At 66.3% G+C, this 15,335-nt stretch carries 14 protein-coding genes; 8 read left to right on the top strand and 6 right to left on the bottom strand.

Going from position 1 to position 15,335, the window contains the following annotated elements; genetic code table 11:
* The first annotated feature begins 40 nt into the window (after positions 1 to 40).
* Complete coding sequence (locus tag KF833_07095) at positions 41 to 613, top strand: cob(I)yrinic acid a,c-diamide adenosyltransferase (protein ID MBX3745060.1); 573 nt, start codon at positions 41 to 43, stop codon at positions 611 to 613.
* 15 nt (positions 614 to 628) lie between these two features.
* On the opposite strand, the gene alaS is transcribed toward KF833_07095, so the two are convergent.
* Together alaS and ftsH are read right to left on the bottom strand one after the other, a co-directional pair.
* A complete protein-coding gene (gene alaS, locus KF833_07090; GenBank protein ID MBX3745059.1) occupies positions 629 to 3,361 on the bottom strand; it encodes an alanine--tRNA ligase in 2,733 nt (910 codons plus the stop codon).
* Positions 3,362 to 3,462: 101 nt separating this feature from the next.
* Positions 3,463 to 5,508, bottom strand: a complete 2,046-nt coding sequence (gene ftsH / locus KF833_07085; protein MBX3745058.1) for an ATP-dependent zinc metalloprotease FtsH — start codon at positions 5,506 to 5,508, stop codon at positions 3,463 to 3,465.
* A 168-nt stretch (positions 5,509 to 5,676) separates the two neighbouring features.
* Here ftsH and KF833_07080 point away from each other — a divergent pair, with 168 nt between their 5' ends.
* From KF833_07080 to KF833_07050, 7 genes are all read left to right on the top strand, one after another.
* A complete protein-coding gene (locus KF833_07080; GenBank protein MBX3745057.1) occupies positions 5,677 to 6,399 on the top strand; it encodes a TraR/DksA C4-type zinc finger protein in 723 nt (240 codons plus the stop codon).
* A gap of 2 nt (positions 6,400 to 6,401) precedes the next feature.
* Entirely contained in the window at positions 6,402 to 6,569 is a 168-nt protein-coding gene (gene rpmG / locus KF833_07075) for a 50S ribosomal protein L33 (protein ID MBX3745056.1), read from the top strand.
* A gap of 6 nt (positions 6,570 to 6,575) precedes the next feature.
* On the top strand, positions 6,576 to 6,830 hold the full coding sequence (gene rpsR, locus KF833_07070; protein MBX3745055.1) for a 30S ribosomal protein S18: 255 nt from the start codon (positions 6,576 to 6,578) through the stop codon (positions 6,828 to 6,830).
* Positions 6,831 to 7,100: 270 nt separating this feature from the next.
* Entirely contained in the window at positions 7,101 to 8,072 is a 972-nt protein-coding gene (locus tag KF833_07065; GenBank protein MBX3745054.1) for a zinc ABC transporter substrate-binding protein, read from the top strand.
* Positions 8,069 to 8,833 carry a metal ABC transporter ATP-binding protein gene (locus tag KF833_07060; protein ID MBX3745053.1) on the top strand — a complete coding sequence of 255 codons (765 nt, stop codon included), beginning with the start codon at positions 8,069 to 8,071 and terminating at the stop codon, positions 8,831 to 8,833. The genes KF833_07065 and KF833_07060 overlap by 4 nt, the downstream gene beginning before the upstream one ends.
* Positions 8,823 to 9,650: a metal ABC transporter permease gene (locus KF833_07055; GenBank protein ID MBX3745052.1), complete on the top strand. Its 828-nt coding sequence runs from the start codon at positions 8,823 to 8,825 to the stop codon at positions 9,648 to 9,650. Before KF833_07060 ends, KF833_07055 begins: the two co-directional genes overlap by 11 nt.
* Positions 9,647 to 10,105 (top strand): transcriptional repressor, encoded by a 459-nt coding sequence (locus tag KF833_07050; GenBank protein ID MBX3745051.1) that lies wholly within the window; start codon positions 9,647 to 9,649, stop codon positions 10,103 to 10,105. Before KF833_07055 ends, KF833_07050 begins: the two co-directional genes overlap by 4 nt.
* A 156-nt stretch (positions 10,106 to 10,261) precedes the next feature.
* Here the strand turns inward: KF833_07050 and KF833_07045 are convergent, their stop codons facing one another.
* The 4 genes from KF833_07045 to KF833_07030 all read right to left on the bottom strand — a co-directional run bounded on the left by KF833_07045 (position 10,262) and on the right by KF833_07030 (position 15,074).
* Complete coding sequence (locus KF833_07045; GenBank protein ID MBX3745050.1) at positions 10,262 to 11,737, bottom strand: transposase; 1,476 nt, start codon at positions 11,735 to 11,737, stop codon at positions 10,262 to 10,264.
* A gap of 242 nt (positions 11,738 to 11,979) precedes the next feature.
* A complete protein-coding gene (locus KF833_07040; protein ID MBX3745049.1) occupies positions 11,980 to 12,147 on the bottom strand; it encodes a hypothetical protein in 168 nt (55 codons plus the stop codon).
* A 231-nt stretch (positions 12,148 to 12,378) separates the two neighbouring features.
* Positions 12,379 to 13,590, bottom strand: coding sequence for a class I SAM-dependent methyltransferase (locus tag KF833_07035; protein ID MBX3745048.1), 1,212 nt, complete (start codon positions 13,588 to 13,590; stop codon positions 12,379 to 12,381).
* Positions 13,587 to 15,074 carry a sulfatase gene (locus KF833_07030; protein MBX3745047.1) on the bottom strand — a complete coding sequence of 496 codons (1,488 nt, stop codon included), beginning with the start codon at positions 15,072 to 15,074 and terminating at the stop codon, positions 13,587 to 13,589. Before KF833_07030 ends, KF833_07035 begins: the two co-directional genes overlap by 4 nt.
* Between the last annotated feature and the right edge of the window lie 261 nt (positions 15,075 to 15,335).

Raw genomic sequence — 15,335 nt, 5'->3', positions numbered from 1 at the left:
ACGGCGGGTTTTCACCATACTGCCCGGCCTTGTTGCCACCATGAGCATTGCCACCCGAACCGGAGACCGCGGCACCACCGGACTGATGTACAACCGTCGCGTCTCGAAATCCCACCCGCGCGTCGAGGCGTATGGAACGGTGGACGAGCTGAACGCAGCCCTCGGGCTGGCGCGGGCGACGACGGACCATGCGTTTGTGCGGGAGTGCCTGCTGCCGATCCAGAAGGATCTGGTGACCGTGATGGGCGAGTTGGCGACGGCGGTGGACGACCTGCCCCGGTACGCGGCCGACGGCTATCCGCGGGTCACGCCGGACCTGATTGACAAACTGGATGGCTGGGTGGCGGAGATCGAGGGGCAGAACGTCAGTTTCCGGGGTTGGGCGACCCCGGGACACACGGCGGATGCGGCGGCCCTCGATCTGGCGCGGACCACGGCGCGGCGGGCGGAGCGCCGGGTTTGCGCGTTGGAGGAGGCGGATCAGCTCCGCAACGAGGAGATCGTGATCTATCTGAACCGGCTCAGCGATCTCCTGTGGCTCCTGGCCCGCTGGGTCGAGCATCAGGCCGGGATGGCGCCTCCGCCCGACCCGGCCGCACCGGCGATCGCGTGATCGGACCGGTGCCTTTCAGGACAGGAGGCTGCGGGCCAGGGACAGGGCTTCGTCCAGTTTCGCGGCGTCCTTGCCGCCGCCGCGGGCATGGTCCGGCTTGCCACCGCCACGCCCGCCGACGATGGGGGCGATTTCCTGGATGATGCGGCCGGCGGGGAAGCGGGTCCGGAATTCGGGGCCGACGACGGCCACCAGCGAAACGGCGCCGTGGGCGGCGCCGCCCAGGACGATGACCCCGGGGAACCCGCCTTTGAGCGCGTCGGCAACGGCCTGGAGGAAGTCGCCATCCACGGCGCCCACATGATGCACGATGGCGGGGATGCCATTGAGGACGGAGGCGGCGGACTTGAGGTTGCTGGCCACGTTGGAGGCCTCGCGCTGCTGGGCGGACTTGAGGGCCTTTTCGAGGTCCTTCTGGTGGGCCAGCAGGGCTTCGAACTTCTTTTCGAGTTCGTGGAGCGGCGCGTTGATGCGGGTCGCGAGGGTGCGGAGGCGTTCCCGATCGGCGCACATGGCCTCGAAGGCCAGTCCGCCCGCCACCGCCTCGATGCGGCGCACGCCTGCGGCGATGGCGCTCTCGCCCACGATCCGGAACACGCCGATCTCGCCCGTCGCCCGGGCGTGGGTGCCGCCACACAGTTCCATGCTGTAGCCGTCGAGCGCGCCGGGACGCCCGCCGATCTGGACCACCCGAACCGTTTCGCCGTACTTGTCGCCGAAGAACTGCATGATGTCCGGACGCGACCGCACCTCGGCGAAGGGGGCTTCGGTCCAGCTCACGACGGCGTTGTCCACGATGCGGGCATTGACGAGGGCCTCGACCTCGGCGAGTTGGGGCGCGGTCAGGGGGGCGGCGTTGAAATCGAAGGTCAGTTTGTCCGGTCCCACGGAGGAGCCCTTCTGGGACGCGTCGCGGCTGACCAATTCGTGGAGGGCCCAGTGAAGGAGGTGGGTGACGGTGTGGTGCCGTTGGATGGCCAGCCGACGGGCGCGGTCCACCCGGAGCGTCACGGTCGAGCCGACCTCCGGCACATCGGCCGAGGGGCCGTCGGGCCCCCCCTCGATCAGGTGGAGCCAGGCGTCGCCGGACTTCTGGGTGTTGGCGATCCGCCACAGGCGGCCCGAGCCTGAAAGCTCTCCGGTATCGCCGACCTGCCCGCCCATTTCGGCGTAGCAGCAGGACGTGTCGAGGATCACCGCGGTGCGGTCCTTGACGCGCACGGTTTCGAGGACCTGCGCCGGGGTTTCGAGGGTGTCGTAGCCGAGGAAGGCGGTGGGGGTCCTGGTTTCGATCTGGGACAATTCGATCACCTGCTTCTTCTGGGCGGCCCGGGCGCGGGCACGCTGCTCCTCCATCAACCGGTGGAAACCCTCGACGTCCACGGTCAGGCCGCGTTCCCGCGCCATCAATTCGGTGAGGTCGAGCGGGAAGCCGTAGGTGTCGTAGAGGCGGAAGGCGAATTCGCCGGGGATGCCCTGACTGGCGGCGGCGGCCTCGGTGAACAGGGCGATGCCATGATCCAGGGTGCGGTTGAAGGCCTCCTCCTCCAGTTTGAGCACGTCCTGCACGTGCTGACGGCGGGCGCGGATCTCGGGGAAGACCTCGCCCATGGTGTCGGCCAGGACATCGACCAGCTTGTAGAAGAAGGGCTCGGTGAATCCAAGGGTGCGCCCGTAGCGGACGGCGCGGCGGAGGATGCGGCGGAGGACGTAATGGCGGTCGGTGTTGCCGGGTTGGATGCCGTCGGCGATCGAGAAGGTGAGGGTACGGATGTGATCGGCGATCACGCGGAACGCGACATCGATCTTCTCCTGCCCGGTCGTGCCGGTGCTGCCGGCGGCGGGGAGGGTGGATCCGTAGCGGCGGCCGCTGAGACGTTCGAGGACATCGAAGATGGGCCGGAAGACGTCGGTCTCGTAGTTGGAGATGCGGGCGTGGGCGAAGTCGGTGAAGCCTCGCGTGCCCTGGATGATGCTGGCGACGCGCTCGAAGCCCATGCCGGTGTCCACGTGGCGGGCGGGCAGGGGGGAGAAGGAGCCGTCGGGATTGGCATTGAACTGGATGAAGACGAGGTTCCAGATCTCGATGCACTCGGCGCTGCCGCGGTTCACCAGGGCGCCGCGGGTGTCGCCGGCGGGGGTGAGATCGACATGAAGTTCGCTGCAAGGCCCGCAGGGGCCGGTTTCGCCCATCATCCAGAAGTTGTCCTTCTTGTTTCCGTGGACGATGTGGACCTCGGGATCGAGGCCGGCTTCACGGAAGAGACGGGCCCAGAGGTCCCATGCCTCCTGGTCGAACTCGGCCGGATCGCCCTGCCCGCGGTTCGGGGCGTACACGGTGGCGTAGAGGCGTTCGGCCGGGAACCGCCAGATGCGGGTGATGAGTTCCCAGGCCCACTCGATGGCTTCGCGTTTGAAGTAGTCGCCGAAGGACCAGTTGCCGAGCATCTCGAAGAAGGTGTGGTGGTAGGTGTCGAGACCGACATCTTCGAGGTCGTTGTGTTTGCCGCCGGCCCGGATGCACTTCTGGGTATCGGCGGCGCGGGTGGGGAGGCCGGGCACGGCCCCGGCCCACTGGTGGACATCCGGCTGGCGTTCCCCGAGGAAGATGGGGACGAACTGGTTCATGCCGGCGTTGGTGAACAGCAGGTTCGGGCTGTCCGGCATCAGGGAGCTTGAAGGAACGAGGGTGTGCTGCCGGGAGCGGAAGAACTCGAGGAAGCTGCGGCGGATTTCGGCGCTGGTCATCACGTGCATGGCGGCAAGGAAGAGATCCCCGGCACGGCGAGCCGCGCGGGCCGGGGAGTGTGGCAGGGAGCCACCGCCGAGGCGAGGGCGAGTTTGGGGGATCAGATGGCCGCAGGGGCCGGGGCGCCGAGGCCGGGGAGCTTGGGCGGAGCCGGTGGCTTGGGGACCTCCGGCAGCACCGTGGCGGCGTCGGCACCGGAGGGCGGATCGACGTTGGGGGTCGGCTCAGGGGGGGTGAACTTGCCGGTCTGGATGATCTCCCGGACCTGCCAACCCTCCAGGGTCTCGTATTCGAGCAGCGCCTTGGCGATGGTCTCGAGGTGGGCCCGGTGGGACTCGATCAGTTCGCGGGCGACCTGGTTTTGGACCTCGATGATCTTCCGCACCTCCTCGTCGATCTCGCGGGCGGTGGCTTCGCTGTAGTCCTTGCGACGGACCATGTCGCGCCCGAGGAAGTATTCGTCGTCGGACCCGTATTGAACCATGCCCAGCTTGCTGCTCATGCCCCACTGGCAGACCATGGAGCGGGCGAGGTTGGTGGCCTGTTTGATGTCGCTGGAGGCTCCGGTCGAGATGTCGCCCGAGATCACCTCCTCGGCGATCCGCCCGGCCATGATCACGGCGATGACATCCAGCATCTGTTTGCGGCCCTGGTTGATGATGTCCTTCTCGGGAAGGTACATGGTGGAACCGAGGGACTGACCGCGAGGGATGATGGTGACCTTGTGGAGCGGGTAGGTGTGGTTGAGGAGGACATTGACCAGGGCGTGGCCTGCCTCGTGCCAGGCGGTGAAGCGCTTCTCCTCGTCGGTCATGGCCAGGCTTCGGCGTTCGCGGCCCCAGCGGACCTTGTCGCGGGCCTCCTCGAGTTCCTTCATGCCGACGGCCTTCTTCCCCGTGCGGGCGGCGAGAAGTGCGGCCTCGTTGAGGAGGTTGGCGAGTTCCGCCCCGGAGAACCCGGGGGTGCCCCGGGCGATCACGGCGAGATCCGCCATGGGGTCCAGCTTCACGCTGCGGGCATGGACTTTGAGGATGGCCTCGCGTCCCTTGACGTCGGGGAGATTGACGGTGATCTGGCGGTCGAAGCGGCCGGGGCGGAGAAGGGCGGGATCCAGGACATCGGGCCGGTTGGTGGCGGCGATGATGATGATGCCCTCCTGGGTGTCGAAGCCGTCCATCTCGACGAGGAGCGCATTGAGGGTCTGTTCCCGCTCGTCGTTGCCGCCGCCGAGGCCGACGCCGCGACTGCGCCCGACGGCGTCGATCTCGTCGATGAAGATCAGGCAGGGGGTGTTCTTGCGGGCCTGCTCGAACATGTCGCGCACGCGGCTGGCCCCCACGCCGACGAACATCTCCACGAAGTCCGAGCCGCTGATGCTGTAGAAGGCGGCATCCGCCTCGCCGGCGATGGCCTTGGCAAGGAGCGTCTTGCCGGTACCGGGCGGGCCGACCATCAGGATGCCCTTGGGGATCCGGCCGCCGAGTTTCTGGAAGCGCTTGGGGTCCCGGAGGAAATCCACCAGCTCCGAGACCTCGTCCTTGGCCTCCTCGACCCCGGCGACGTCCTTGAAGGTGGTCTTGTTCTTCTCCTTGGTGAGCATCCGGGCCCGGCTCTTTCCAAAGCTGAGGGCGCCGCGGCCCGCCATCTTGATCTGCCGGATGAAGAAGAAGTAGATCAGGGCGGCAAGGAGGAGGAAGGGAAGCACCACCGTGACGAAGACGTTCATCAGGTAGGTGTTGGGTGTCTTGACCTCGAAGCGCGAATTGCGCTGCAGATCCTTGACGTCGTCCTCGACGAGAACGACCCGGGTGACGAAGGGTGTTTCGCGGGCCGTCGAGCCGTCGCTGCCGATCAGGCTGCCGGAAGCGGACTCGGAGGTGGCAAGGTATCTGCCGGTGATCTCCTGCAGGGGCGACTGGGGATCGAAGGTGATGGTCCCCTGAACGATCTGCCCGGACTCGAGTTTGGAGAAGAACTCGGACGGCGAGAGCGGGTGGAACTTCGTGTCGGCCTGACGCCGGAGCATGAAGAGGAGTGGAAGGAACCCGAGGATTGCGATGAGAAACAGCCATCCCCGGGTGGGGACGCGCGGGTCGCCGCCACGGGGGGCGCGGGGATTATCGGTGGGCTTCGGATCTTCCGACATGGACTTGTGGCGCGGACGTTAGCATCGGGTTCCGGGCGGTGCAATGCACCGCAGCGCCGGCGGTACAGCCGGCAAGAGGGGTGTGGCGCGTTGGGTTGAGGACTCGCAGAGCTCGTCCCTCCGATTCGCTGCCTCCTCCCCCACAACTCCGGGATGCACCGTCTGCGCATGCGGCACTCCGATTTTTGTGGCGCCCGATCTCGCCTCTGGTATCGTCCCCGGCCCTTGCACCGCTCCACGAGGGCGTCGAGTGGTGCGGGGGGCTGTAACGCTGTCAAAACGGAGAGACATCCAGGAACCATCGACGTGAGCTCCAAGAAGCAACCCGTCAAGAAAGCGGCCGGAGGGAGCCGGGGCAAGATTGTGGGCACGGCCACGGCTGCGGCGATCCTCGGGGGGGGTGGGCCAAGTCCAAGAGCCGCCACCTCGCGGGCGATCGACCCCGAGTGGGAACGGTATCGCCAGATTCTTCTGGATCTGCGGGAGCAGTTGGTCCGGCAGATGAACGGGCTGGCCAAGGAATCGGCGGAACAGTTGCCCGGGTACAGCATGCACATGGCGGATTCGGGCACGGACAATTTCGACCGCGACTTCGCGCTCAGCCTGCTATCGAGCGATCAGGACGCGATTTACGAGATCGACGAGGCGCTCAAGCGGATTGAGCGGGGCAGCTACGGTGTGTGCGAGCTGACCGGAAAGGCGATTCCCAAGGCGCGGCTGGATGCCATTCCGTGGGCGCGGTTCACCGTCGAGGCCCAGGCTCAGTTGGAACGTGAGGGCGCATTGCGCCATCGCCGGCTTGGGTCGCTGGGCACTCTGGACGCCGGTGCCCCGGCGGAGATCGAGGAAGACGACGAGGTTGAGGAGAAGCCCTCCAAGGAAAAGGAATAGCCATGCCCCGCGAAATTGTGACCATCGAGTGCACGGAAGCGCGCAAGGAGGGGGGATCCCCCAGCCGCTACACCACCACTCGCAACAAGAAGCTCAAGACGGAGAAGCTCGAGTTGATGAAATTCAATAAGCATCTCCGCCGCCACACCCTCCATCGCGAGATCAAGTAAGCGCGTATGCCTCGCAAGACCCACGCCGATCGCGATTCCGGGCCTCGTTCCCGGAGCGCCGAAACCCGCACCCCCAGGCCCAAGCCCAAGATCGACTTCACGGTCGATGCGCTGGACTTCAAGAACGTCAACCTCCTCCGCCAGTTTGTTACCGAGCAGGGGCGGATTCTGCCGCGCAAGTACACCGGGCTTCCCGCGCATTACCAGCGACGCCTGACGCTCGCGATCAAGCGTGCGCGGCAGATGTTGTTGATGAAGTGAAGGAGCCGGGATGACTCGGAGCGGGTGAAACTCCCCGTTTCGAGGGTGGATTCAGAGGGTGGATTCCGGAGGCTGCTCCTGAACGGCCCGACTCGCTGACCGAGAGGACGCGGGGCGGGGGCGGCTCTTCATGGCCTCCTCCTCACCCGGGGTTCAAGCCAACCCTCCCACGCCTCTCCCTGGCGATCCCGGGGCAGCCCCCTGACATTTCACCGCACACTCCCCGTCGTTGTTGCAAACGGTTTGCGAGGGCGGTATCGATGGCCCCCTATGCGACGGACGGTTCCTTCCTTCCTCGTGGCGTTGTGGGTGATGTCGGCATGGTTTGGCGGCACCGGGGTGGCGGCTGCGGCCGCATCCCCGGACGGCAGGCCGGCCCTGAGGGTCCTCACTTCGTTCCTTCCGGTGCATTCGATGGCTGTGGCGATTGCCGGATCGCGTGCGTCGGTGGAGAACTGGCTGCCCGCGGGAGTGGATCCGCACGATTTCCAGTTTTCGCCTGCGGACCTGCGGCGTCTGCGCGAGGCGGACGTCCTGATTGCCGGAGGGTTGGGTCTCGAGGGGTGGACCGAGGCCCGGCTGAGGCGGATGTCGGGCAACGATCGATTGCGGTTGGTCGAGGCCGGGGCCGTCCTTCCGGGGGCGGTGTTGATTCACGATGCGTGCCGGCACGATCATGATCACGACCACGGGCACGACCATGATCACTCGCACCATGGGGGCCCGAATCCCCACTTCTGGCTGGATCCATTGCTGATGGCCCATGCGGTTGGACCGGTGGCCGCGGCGATGAGCGAAATGGATCCGGCGGGGGCGGCGGTGTACCAGGAAAACGCGGTGGCCTACGCCTCGATGTTGTATGCGCTGCATAGGGAATACGCGGCTGGCCTGCATGATCGCCGGTCGGTGCCGTTCATCACCTACCACAACGCCTTTCCCTACCTTGCCAAGCGATACGGCCTGCGTCTTGTGGGCGTCGTGGAAGGCACGGCGGCGGAGGAGCCATCGGCCAGGGAACTTGCCGAGTTGTCGCGCCTGGTGCGGCAGGAGGGAGTACGGGTGCTTTTCACGGACGGGTCACCGACGCGCCTGGCCCGGCGCCTGGCCGCCGACTTGAAGATTGAGGTGGCCACACTGGAGACGCTGGAGACGGGGGACCTGGTGCCGGAGGCGTATGAGTCGGGCATGCGGCGCAATCTGAAGGCGCTCCAGGCGTCCCTGCGTCCCGGGACGATCCCATGACCTTGGAGAATGAAAAGGCGCTGGCCGTCCGGATTCGAGGCTTGAACGTGCGCCTTGGGGGGAGGCGGGTGCTGGAAGGGGTGGACCTGGATATCGGGACCGGCGAACTGGTTGCCCTGATAGGCCCCAACGGAGCGGGCAAGACGACGTTGCTGCGGAGTCTGCTGGGACTGATTCCAATCGAGTCCGGCGAGATGCGGGTACTGGGCGAGACGGACGTGCGCCGGGCGCTGCCCAGGATCGGGTATGTGCCCCAGCGGCTGGCTCTGGAAACGGGACTCCCGCTGAGCGTGCGCGAGTTCTTGTCGCTGCGTCGCACGGAGACCCGCAACTGGTTCTGGCGCACGAACCTCTCCCTCGACGGGCAGCTTCCGCCCATGGCGCATGAGCTGGGGGTGGTGGGTTTGCTGGACCGGCCGATGGCCCGACTCTCGGGGGGGCAGCTGCAGCGGGTGCTGATTGCCTTCAGCCTTCTGAGCCATCCGCAGCTTCTGTTTCTGGACGAGCCGACGGAGGGGGTGGACGCCCCGGGCGAGCGCACGTTTTACGAAGTCATCGCCGACATTCATCGCAACCATCCGCTGACCGTCGTGCTGGTTTCGCACGACTTGTCCATGGTGCATCGGCACGCCTCGGTGGTGGTGGCTTTGAACGGCCGGGTCTGCTGCCAGGGGGCTCCGGACGAGGTCATCCGGGGCGAGGCGCTGCGGGAGGCCTATGGGCTGCATGTGACCTCCTATCACCATCATCATGCTGAGTGAACCGTTTCTGCAGCGGGCGCTGTTGGGCGCCATCATTCTGGCACCGCTCTGTGCGCTGCTGGGAGTGTTCGTGACCGCCCGGCGGATGGCCTTCTTCAGCGACACCGTGGCCCATGCATCGCTGGCCGGAACGGCCTTCGCGATGCTGATTGGGTTGAGCGAACCCACACCGGGGATGATCCTGGTGAGCCTCCTGGTGGCGGTCACCATCATCTGGCTGCGGGAAAAGACCGAGCTGTACAGCGATACGATCATGGCCCTGTTGCTGACCGGTTCGGTGGCGGTGGGGACGGTCATTATGAGCCGTTTCCGGGGATTCCGGGTGGAGCTTCACCGGGTGCTGTTTGGGGACATTCTGGGCGTCGGACTCACGGAATTGGTCGTGGCCGGGGTATTGCTTCTGGTTGTCGTGGTGGGGGCGGCCTGGTTTCTGAGTCCGCTGTCGCTGCTCTCCGCCAGCGAGGATCTGGCCCATGTTTCCGGCATTCCGGTGCGTTGGTACAACTACGGGTTTGTGCTGGTGCTGACGCTCACGGTGACCGTCACCATCCGGTTGGTGGGCATACTACTGGTCGGGGCCTTGCTGGTGATTCCGCCGGCGGCGGCCCGTTTGCTGGGACGGAACCTGCGGCAGGAGATCTGGCTGGCGATCGCCTTCGGGCTGCTGGCTGGCGGCGCGGGCGTCACGCTGTCTTATACGGCGGATTTGCCGTGCGGTCCGGCGATCGTCCTGCTGGCCATCGGGCTGTTTCTGATGGCTTTGGTCATCAACCGGCTGACGGGTCTGCAGCGTTCCGGACCCAGGGTGTCGTCATGAGCTGTCCTTCCCATCAACACGGTCCGTCCAGGCGCCCGGAGCTTGGCGACTTGACGGAGCGGTTGCGGCGGGATGCCCGGCGGGTGACGGGTCCGCGGCAGGCCATCCTCAAGGTGTTGCAGGGTCATCCGCATCCGCTTTCCAACAAGGAGATTTTCGCGGCTTTGCCGGCTGGCGAATGTGACCTCGCGACGGTGTACCGGTCGCTGCACCTGCTGGAGGACCTCGGATTGGTGACGAGGTACGATTTTGGCGATGGGGTGGCACGGTTCGAAGTGGCGAGGGATTGCCCGGCCGGGCACCATCATCATTTGGTCTGCACGGGCTGTTCGGCGGTGATTGAGATTGAGGATTGCCTGGCGGCGGAGTGGGAGGCGCGAATTGCGGAGCAGAACGGCTTCAAGAGCGTGACGCACAAGCTCGAATTCTTTGGGTTGTGTCCGCGATGCCAGTAGCCGGGTGGGGCAGGCCGGGACGGGTGGTTCTGGCGGGGTGGAGTGGGTGAACCTAGAAACGGCAGTTGACTGAGGCGGCGCTTGGCCGACGCGGACGCTCGCGGCGTCCGCTTACCCCCCAAGATCTCCCCGGCGCCGTCGTTTTGGTCGGCCACCTCACCCGCTCGGTGCCGGCAGTGCCGCGGTTGGACGCAGCCACGGCGACAAGATCCGATCCCAGATTCGTTCCCAACACTGCGCCGGACTCAACTGCTCCGCAGTATTCCTCAGCCCGCTCAAAAACAGGCTCAATCCCGTCAGTAAGCGCTGCGCTTCCGCCGCTTGCCCGTGCGTGCTGGTCAGCCGAAGCACCAACTGGCGCCCGCTCTCGATGAGCCGTCCCACCGCGCACAACAACAACGGTCGGCTCGTAATCGCCTCCCGCCCCCGATCCGGTTGGGCGCACGCGACGAACAGGCTCCACCAGTTGTAGATCAGGGCCACGTTGCGCGCCGCCACCTGGCAGCGCAGCAGATCTTTGCTCATGAACCCTCCCCAACCCCACTGGTTCTTCAGTTCGTCGTACGTGTTCTCCGCATCGGCCCGCTGCCGATACAGATCCGCGATCGTCACGATCTCGTCGCTCAGATTGGTCACCAGGACTTGGTATTCGTAGGCTGGAGCCTCCACCACGCTGATCGACAGCGCCAATTGCCCCACCTTTCCGTCCCCAAGGCAGGGCCGGGCTGGCGGCGGAGACGGTTGCCGTCGCAGCACCACCACCCGTCGCTTCTGACTCCACCCCTGCAAACACAGTTGTCCTTCCACCCCCTCCCACCCGTTGAGCGTGGGACGCCAACCGCCCTGACGCTCCAGCGACGCGATCAACTGCTTGACCCCGCGAGTTTGTCGCTGCCGGAAGAGGTACTTCACCGCGTGCGCCTCGCACTCCGCCATCAACTCCTCGTTGCCGTACGCAGTATCCCCGCACATCAGCCAGGGACGGCATTCCGGCGGCAGACTCTCCCACACCCGCCACAAACTCGCCCGCCCATGCACCGGAGCGTGCTGCTTGCCCGCTCGCACTTCCACGTCCAAGACCAGGCGAAGACCGCGGACCAGCATCGTGTGGTAGGCGTGGCTGGGACGGCCGGGCTTGTGGGGATTGTAGCCGATCTCGGCCCCTTCCTGGTGCCCGTAGATCGGCTTGATGGTGACGTCCAGATCCATCACCCACGGGTGACGCAGGGCCGGCAGCCAGGTCTCTTGCAAGGCGTCGCGCTGCCATCGCGCACAGGCCTGCGCATCGGCGTCCTTGAACGCGCGCCGCACGCTGTCCTCGCTGCAGACCTTGGTCATTCCAAGACCCTGCGGATTGACGGTGTCCGCACGCAGCGCCGTGATGTGCGCGTAGCGGAATTGTCCCGCCAGGATCGACAGCGTGATGGTGCCCAACAGATCGGTCAGCGAGGGCGCCCGCGGACTCTCGAAGCGCAGCGGGCAGCTTCGGACCCAATTCTGGAACAGTCCGCCGGTGGCGAGGAACTGGCTGAAGAAGACCAACTGACCCAACGGCGTCACCGGCGCCTGGGGATCCCATTCGACGTGGAAGCGCCGGCCCTCGGTGTCGACGGCGAGCGATTCGGGAAGCACAAAACGCGGCTCTGGCTTCCCATCGACGAGTTCACCCGGTGGGTGAGCCTCTACCCGAGCGATTTGCAGCGGCATCCCCAACGACACCAGTCGCTTGACCCCATTGGCAAGTCAGCGAACTGCCGTTTCTAGGGTGAAGCGCCCCGGCTCGCCCTTGGCCGCACGGGCATGGATGCGGCGACGAGGAAAGGGCCGCGCCCCCCCGGCGCGGCCCTTTCGTAGAATTGGGTTGGAAGGTTGGTTCAGGCCTGCATGGGTTCGCCATCCCAATCGCTGGATCGGATGAACTCCCGGATCTTGCGGCGTTCGTAGCGATGTTTGTGCGCCTTCTGGGGCCGGGTATCGACATGCCTGAGGTGATGCCGATGGCTTTGGATCACTTCCACGATTTGTTCGTTGGACTTCGCCATGATACGATTCGTTGGGTGTTGGTGGGTGGGATCGCCACCCGATTGGAAGGAGATGGCGCCGTTGGAATCGCCTCTTGGGGGAAGGGGCTTCGGCTCCACCATGACGTCTCCGAGTAAAGTCCTCATTGACGCTCTGCGATGACCTCTGTAACGCCGGATCGAATCGTCGGCAACAGAAATTTTACTGAGCTGTGACCGCCGCGACTCCATCGTGGGCAGAGGGAGGGGATGTCAGAGGCGGCGGAGGTAGATCGCCTTGAGGTAATGGGCTTCGGGGAAGGTCGCGGGGTGATCGAGGGGATGCCCGGTGGTGCGCCATTCGGTGAAGCGGAGGCCGGAACGCCGGGTCTCGCGGCGGACGGTTTCGAAGAAGTCGGGGGCGGCGACGTGGGCCGAACAGGAGGCGGCGACGAACCAGCCGCGGGGCCGGACGCGGGGGGCGCCGAGGCGGGCAAGGCGGGCGTAGGCAGCGAGGGCGCCGTCCCTCTCGTCGGAGCGTCGGGCCATGGAAGGGGGATCGAGGATGACGAGGTCGAAGGAGCGGGCGGTGGACTGGGCGAGCCAGTCGAAGGTGTCGGCCTGAACGGTTTCGTGGCGGGCGGCGGAGACCTCGGGAAGGTGTTGGTTGAGGGCGAGATTCCGGCGGGCGGCGGCGAGGGCGTGGGGACTGATGTCGAGGTCGGTGATGGACAGGGCGCCGCCGCGGGCGGCGTGGAGGGAAAAGCCGCCGGAAAAGCTGAAGGCGTTGAGGACGGCGGCGCCGGCGGCGAGGGACCCGACGAGATGGCGGTTGTCGCGCTGATCGAGGAAGAAGCCGGTCTTCTGCCCGCGCACGGGATCGGCCTCGAATCGGAGGCCGTGTTCGAGGAATACAACGGGTTCGGTGACGGGTTCACCGGCGAGGGTGTCGCCGTCGCGGCGATGGAAGCGATCCCGGGCGAGCGGGGCGATGTTGCGGCTGAGGCGGAGGATGAGGGAGCGCGGGTGCAGGCGGTGAACGAGGAGCGCGACGACGGGTTCGAGCCGGGGGAGCCAGACGGTCGAATAGAGCTTAAGGACGAAGCGGTCGTGGTAGCGGTCAAGGACGAGCCCGGGCCAGCCGTCGTTTTCGCCGTGGAGACAGCGCCAGCCGGTGGTGAGGGCGGGATCGAAGAAGGGCAGGCGCCGTTCGAGAGCCTGGTCGAGGTGGCGGCTCCACCAGGCGTCGTCGAGGGTAACGCGAGGACCGGCATGGAGGACACGGACGCGGATGGGGGACTCGGGATCGAAGAAGCCGAGGCCGAGGAAGCGGTCCTGGGGATCGTAGAGGGCGGCGAGGTCTCCGATGTCGCCCGGCCGGTTGTGGGTGCGGATGCGGTCCGGATAGATCCAGGGGTGACCGTGACGGACGGCGCGGACGGCGGCCGGGGAGAGGTGGAGTCGGAGGCGGGAGGGACCGCTCATGGGCGGGCCCGTGCGGGTTCGGCGGCGGGGGGGTTGGGCTGGGGCATGGCAGCGTTGAGGTCCTGGCGCCAGGCGGCGAGTTTGGCCCGGAGTTCGGCGGTCTTGTCGGGGAGGCTGCGCACGAGATTGTTCCGCTCGCCGATGTCCTCGGCGAGGTTGTAGAGCTCGAGGCGCTGGTCTTCGAACGATTCGATGAGCTTGAAGTTGCCGGCGCGGATGGCTCCGGAAGGGGTGATGCGCCAGCCGGACCGGCCCGGTCCTTCGAGGTAGCCGGGGAAGTGCCAGTAGATGGCATCGCGACCGAGACGTGCGTTGGGGTCGCGAAGGATGGGAACCAGGCTGACGCCATCGATGGGATGACCGGTTGGGGGGCGGGTGCGGGCAATCTCGGCGAGGGTGGGGAGGAGATCGACGTGGATGGCGGGTTGGGCCGAGCGGGAACCGGGTTGGGTGACGTTGGGCCAGCGGATGAGGAATGGGACCCGGATGCCGCCCTCGTAGAGCATGCCTTTGCCACCGCGGAGAGGGGCGTTGTCGGTGGGGCCGATGCGACGGCCTGCGGCGTCGGTCGTGGCGTAGCCGCCCACGCCCCCGTTGTCGGAGGCGAAGATGACCACAGTCCTGCGGGAGAGCTCGAGTTGATCGAGGCGGGCGAGGAGACGTCCGACGGCCTCGTCGAGGCTGGCGATCATGGCGGCATAGACGGCGTCGCGATGGGTGCCGGCAGGCGGTCTTCGGGCGAAGCGTTCAATCCATTCGGGCTTGGCCTGGTAGGGCGAGTGGACAGCGAGGTGGGCGAGGTAGAGGAAGAAGGGGCGATCCTGGTGGCGTTCGACGAACTCGATGGCGCGGTCGGTGAGGTAATCGGTCAGGTAAGCACCCTCCGCACGAGGGTCGTGAGGATCGGTGTCGAAGGCTTTGTGCGGGCCTGTGGTGACGACGGTTTCGACAAATCCGAAGCGCGTCGGGTGATGTTCACTCCCTTCACCGAGGTGCCATTTCCCGATGAGCCCGGTGAGGTAGCCGGCATTGCGGAGGGTCGAGGCGAGGGTGGGAAGTCCGGACGGAAGATGGGTTTGGTTCGGGGGTGGAATCATCCGGCGGGCGGCGTCCTCGCCACGTTCGAGGGAGCCGACGGTATAGACGCCGGTGCGGGAGGCATACTGACCGGAGAGGAGGGAGGCGCGGGTGGGGGCGCAGTTGGGCGAGGTATAGAAGCTGGTGAAGCGCATCCCCGAAGCGGCGAAGGCGTCGAGGTGGGGGGTTTCGTAATAGCGCGATCCCGAGAAGGCGGTGTCGGCCCAGCCGAGGTCGTCGGCGAGGATAAGGACGATGTTCGGGGGGCGATCGCCTCCGACGGCGAGGGGCGCCGTCGCGGACAGGAGGCCGAGGAGAAGGAATCGGAGCCTGTGCACGGGGGTGGACGGTGCCAAAACGTGGCGTTTGGGCAAACCCTTCTTGGAGGGGGGGTGGGGGCGGTCCATCCCGGAGTCGTGGGGAGAGGTGGGAATTTCGCAAGGCCTCGCCTTGGAGGGCCGAGATTCCGAGGGCGCAACGGTGTGGAGCGTTGGGTTGAGGACTCGCGGAGCTCGTCCCTCCGATTCGCCGCCCCCCTCCCACACGACTCCGGGATGCACCGGGTGGTCGGCGGTAGCCTGCCGACGGGCCGATGCCGAGAGTCAACAACAAATAGTCAGGCTGAACGTTTGAAAGGGTCAACAAGCATGCTGTCTGGCATTATGTTT

It is taken from the genome of Verrucomicrobiia bacterium (assembly GCA_019634625.1).
Lineage (GTDB): Bacteria > Verrucomicrobiota > Verrucomicrobiia > Limisphaerales > CAIMTB01 > CAIMTB01.
This window is presented reverse-complemented; position numbering and strand designations above follow the sequence as displayed.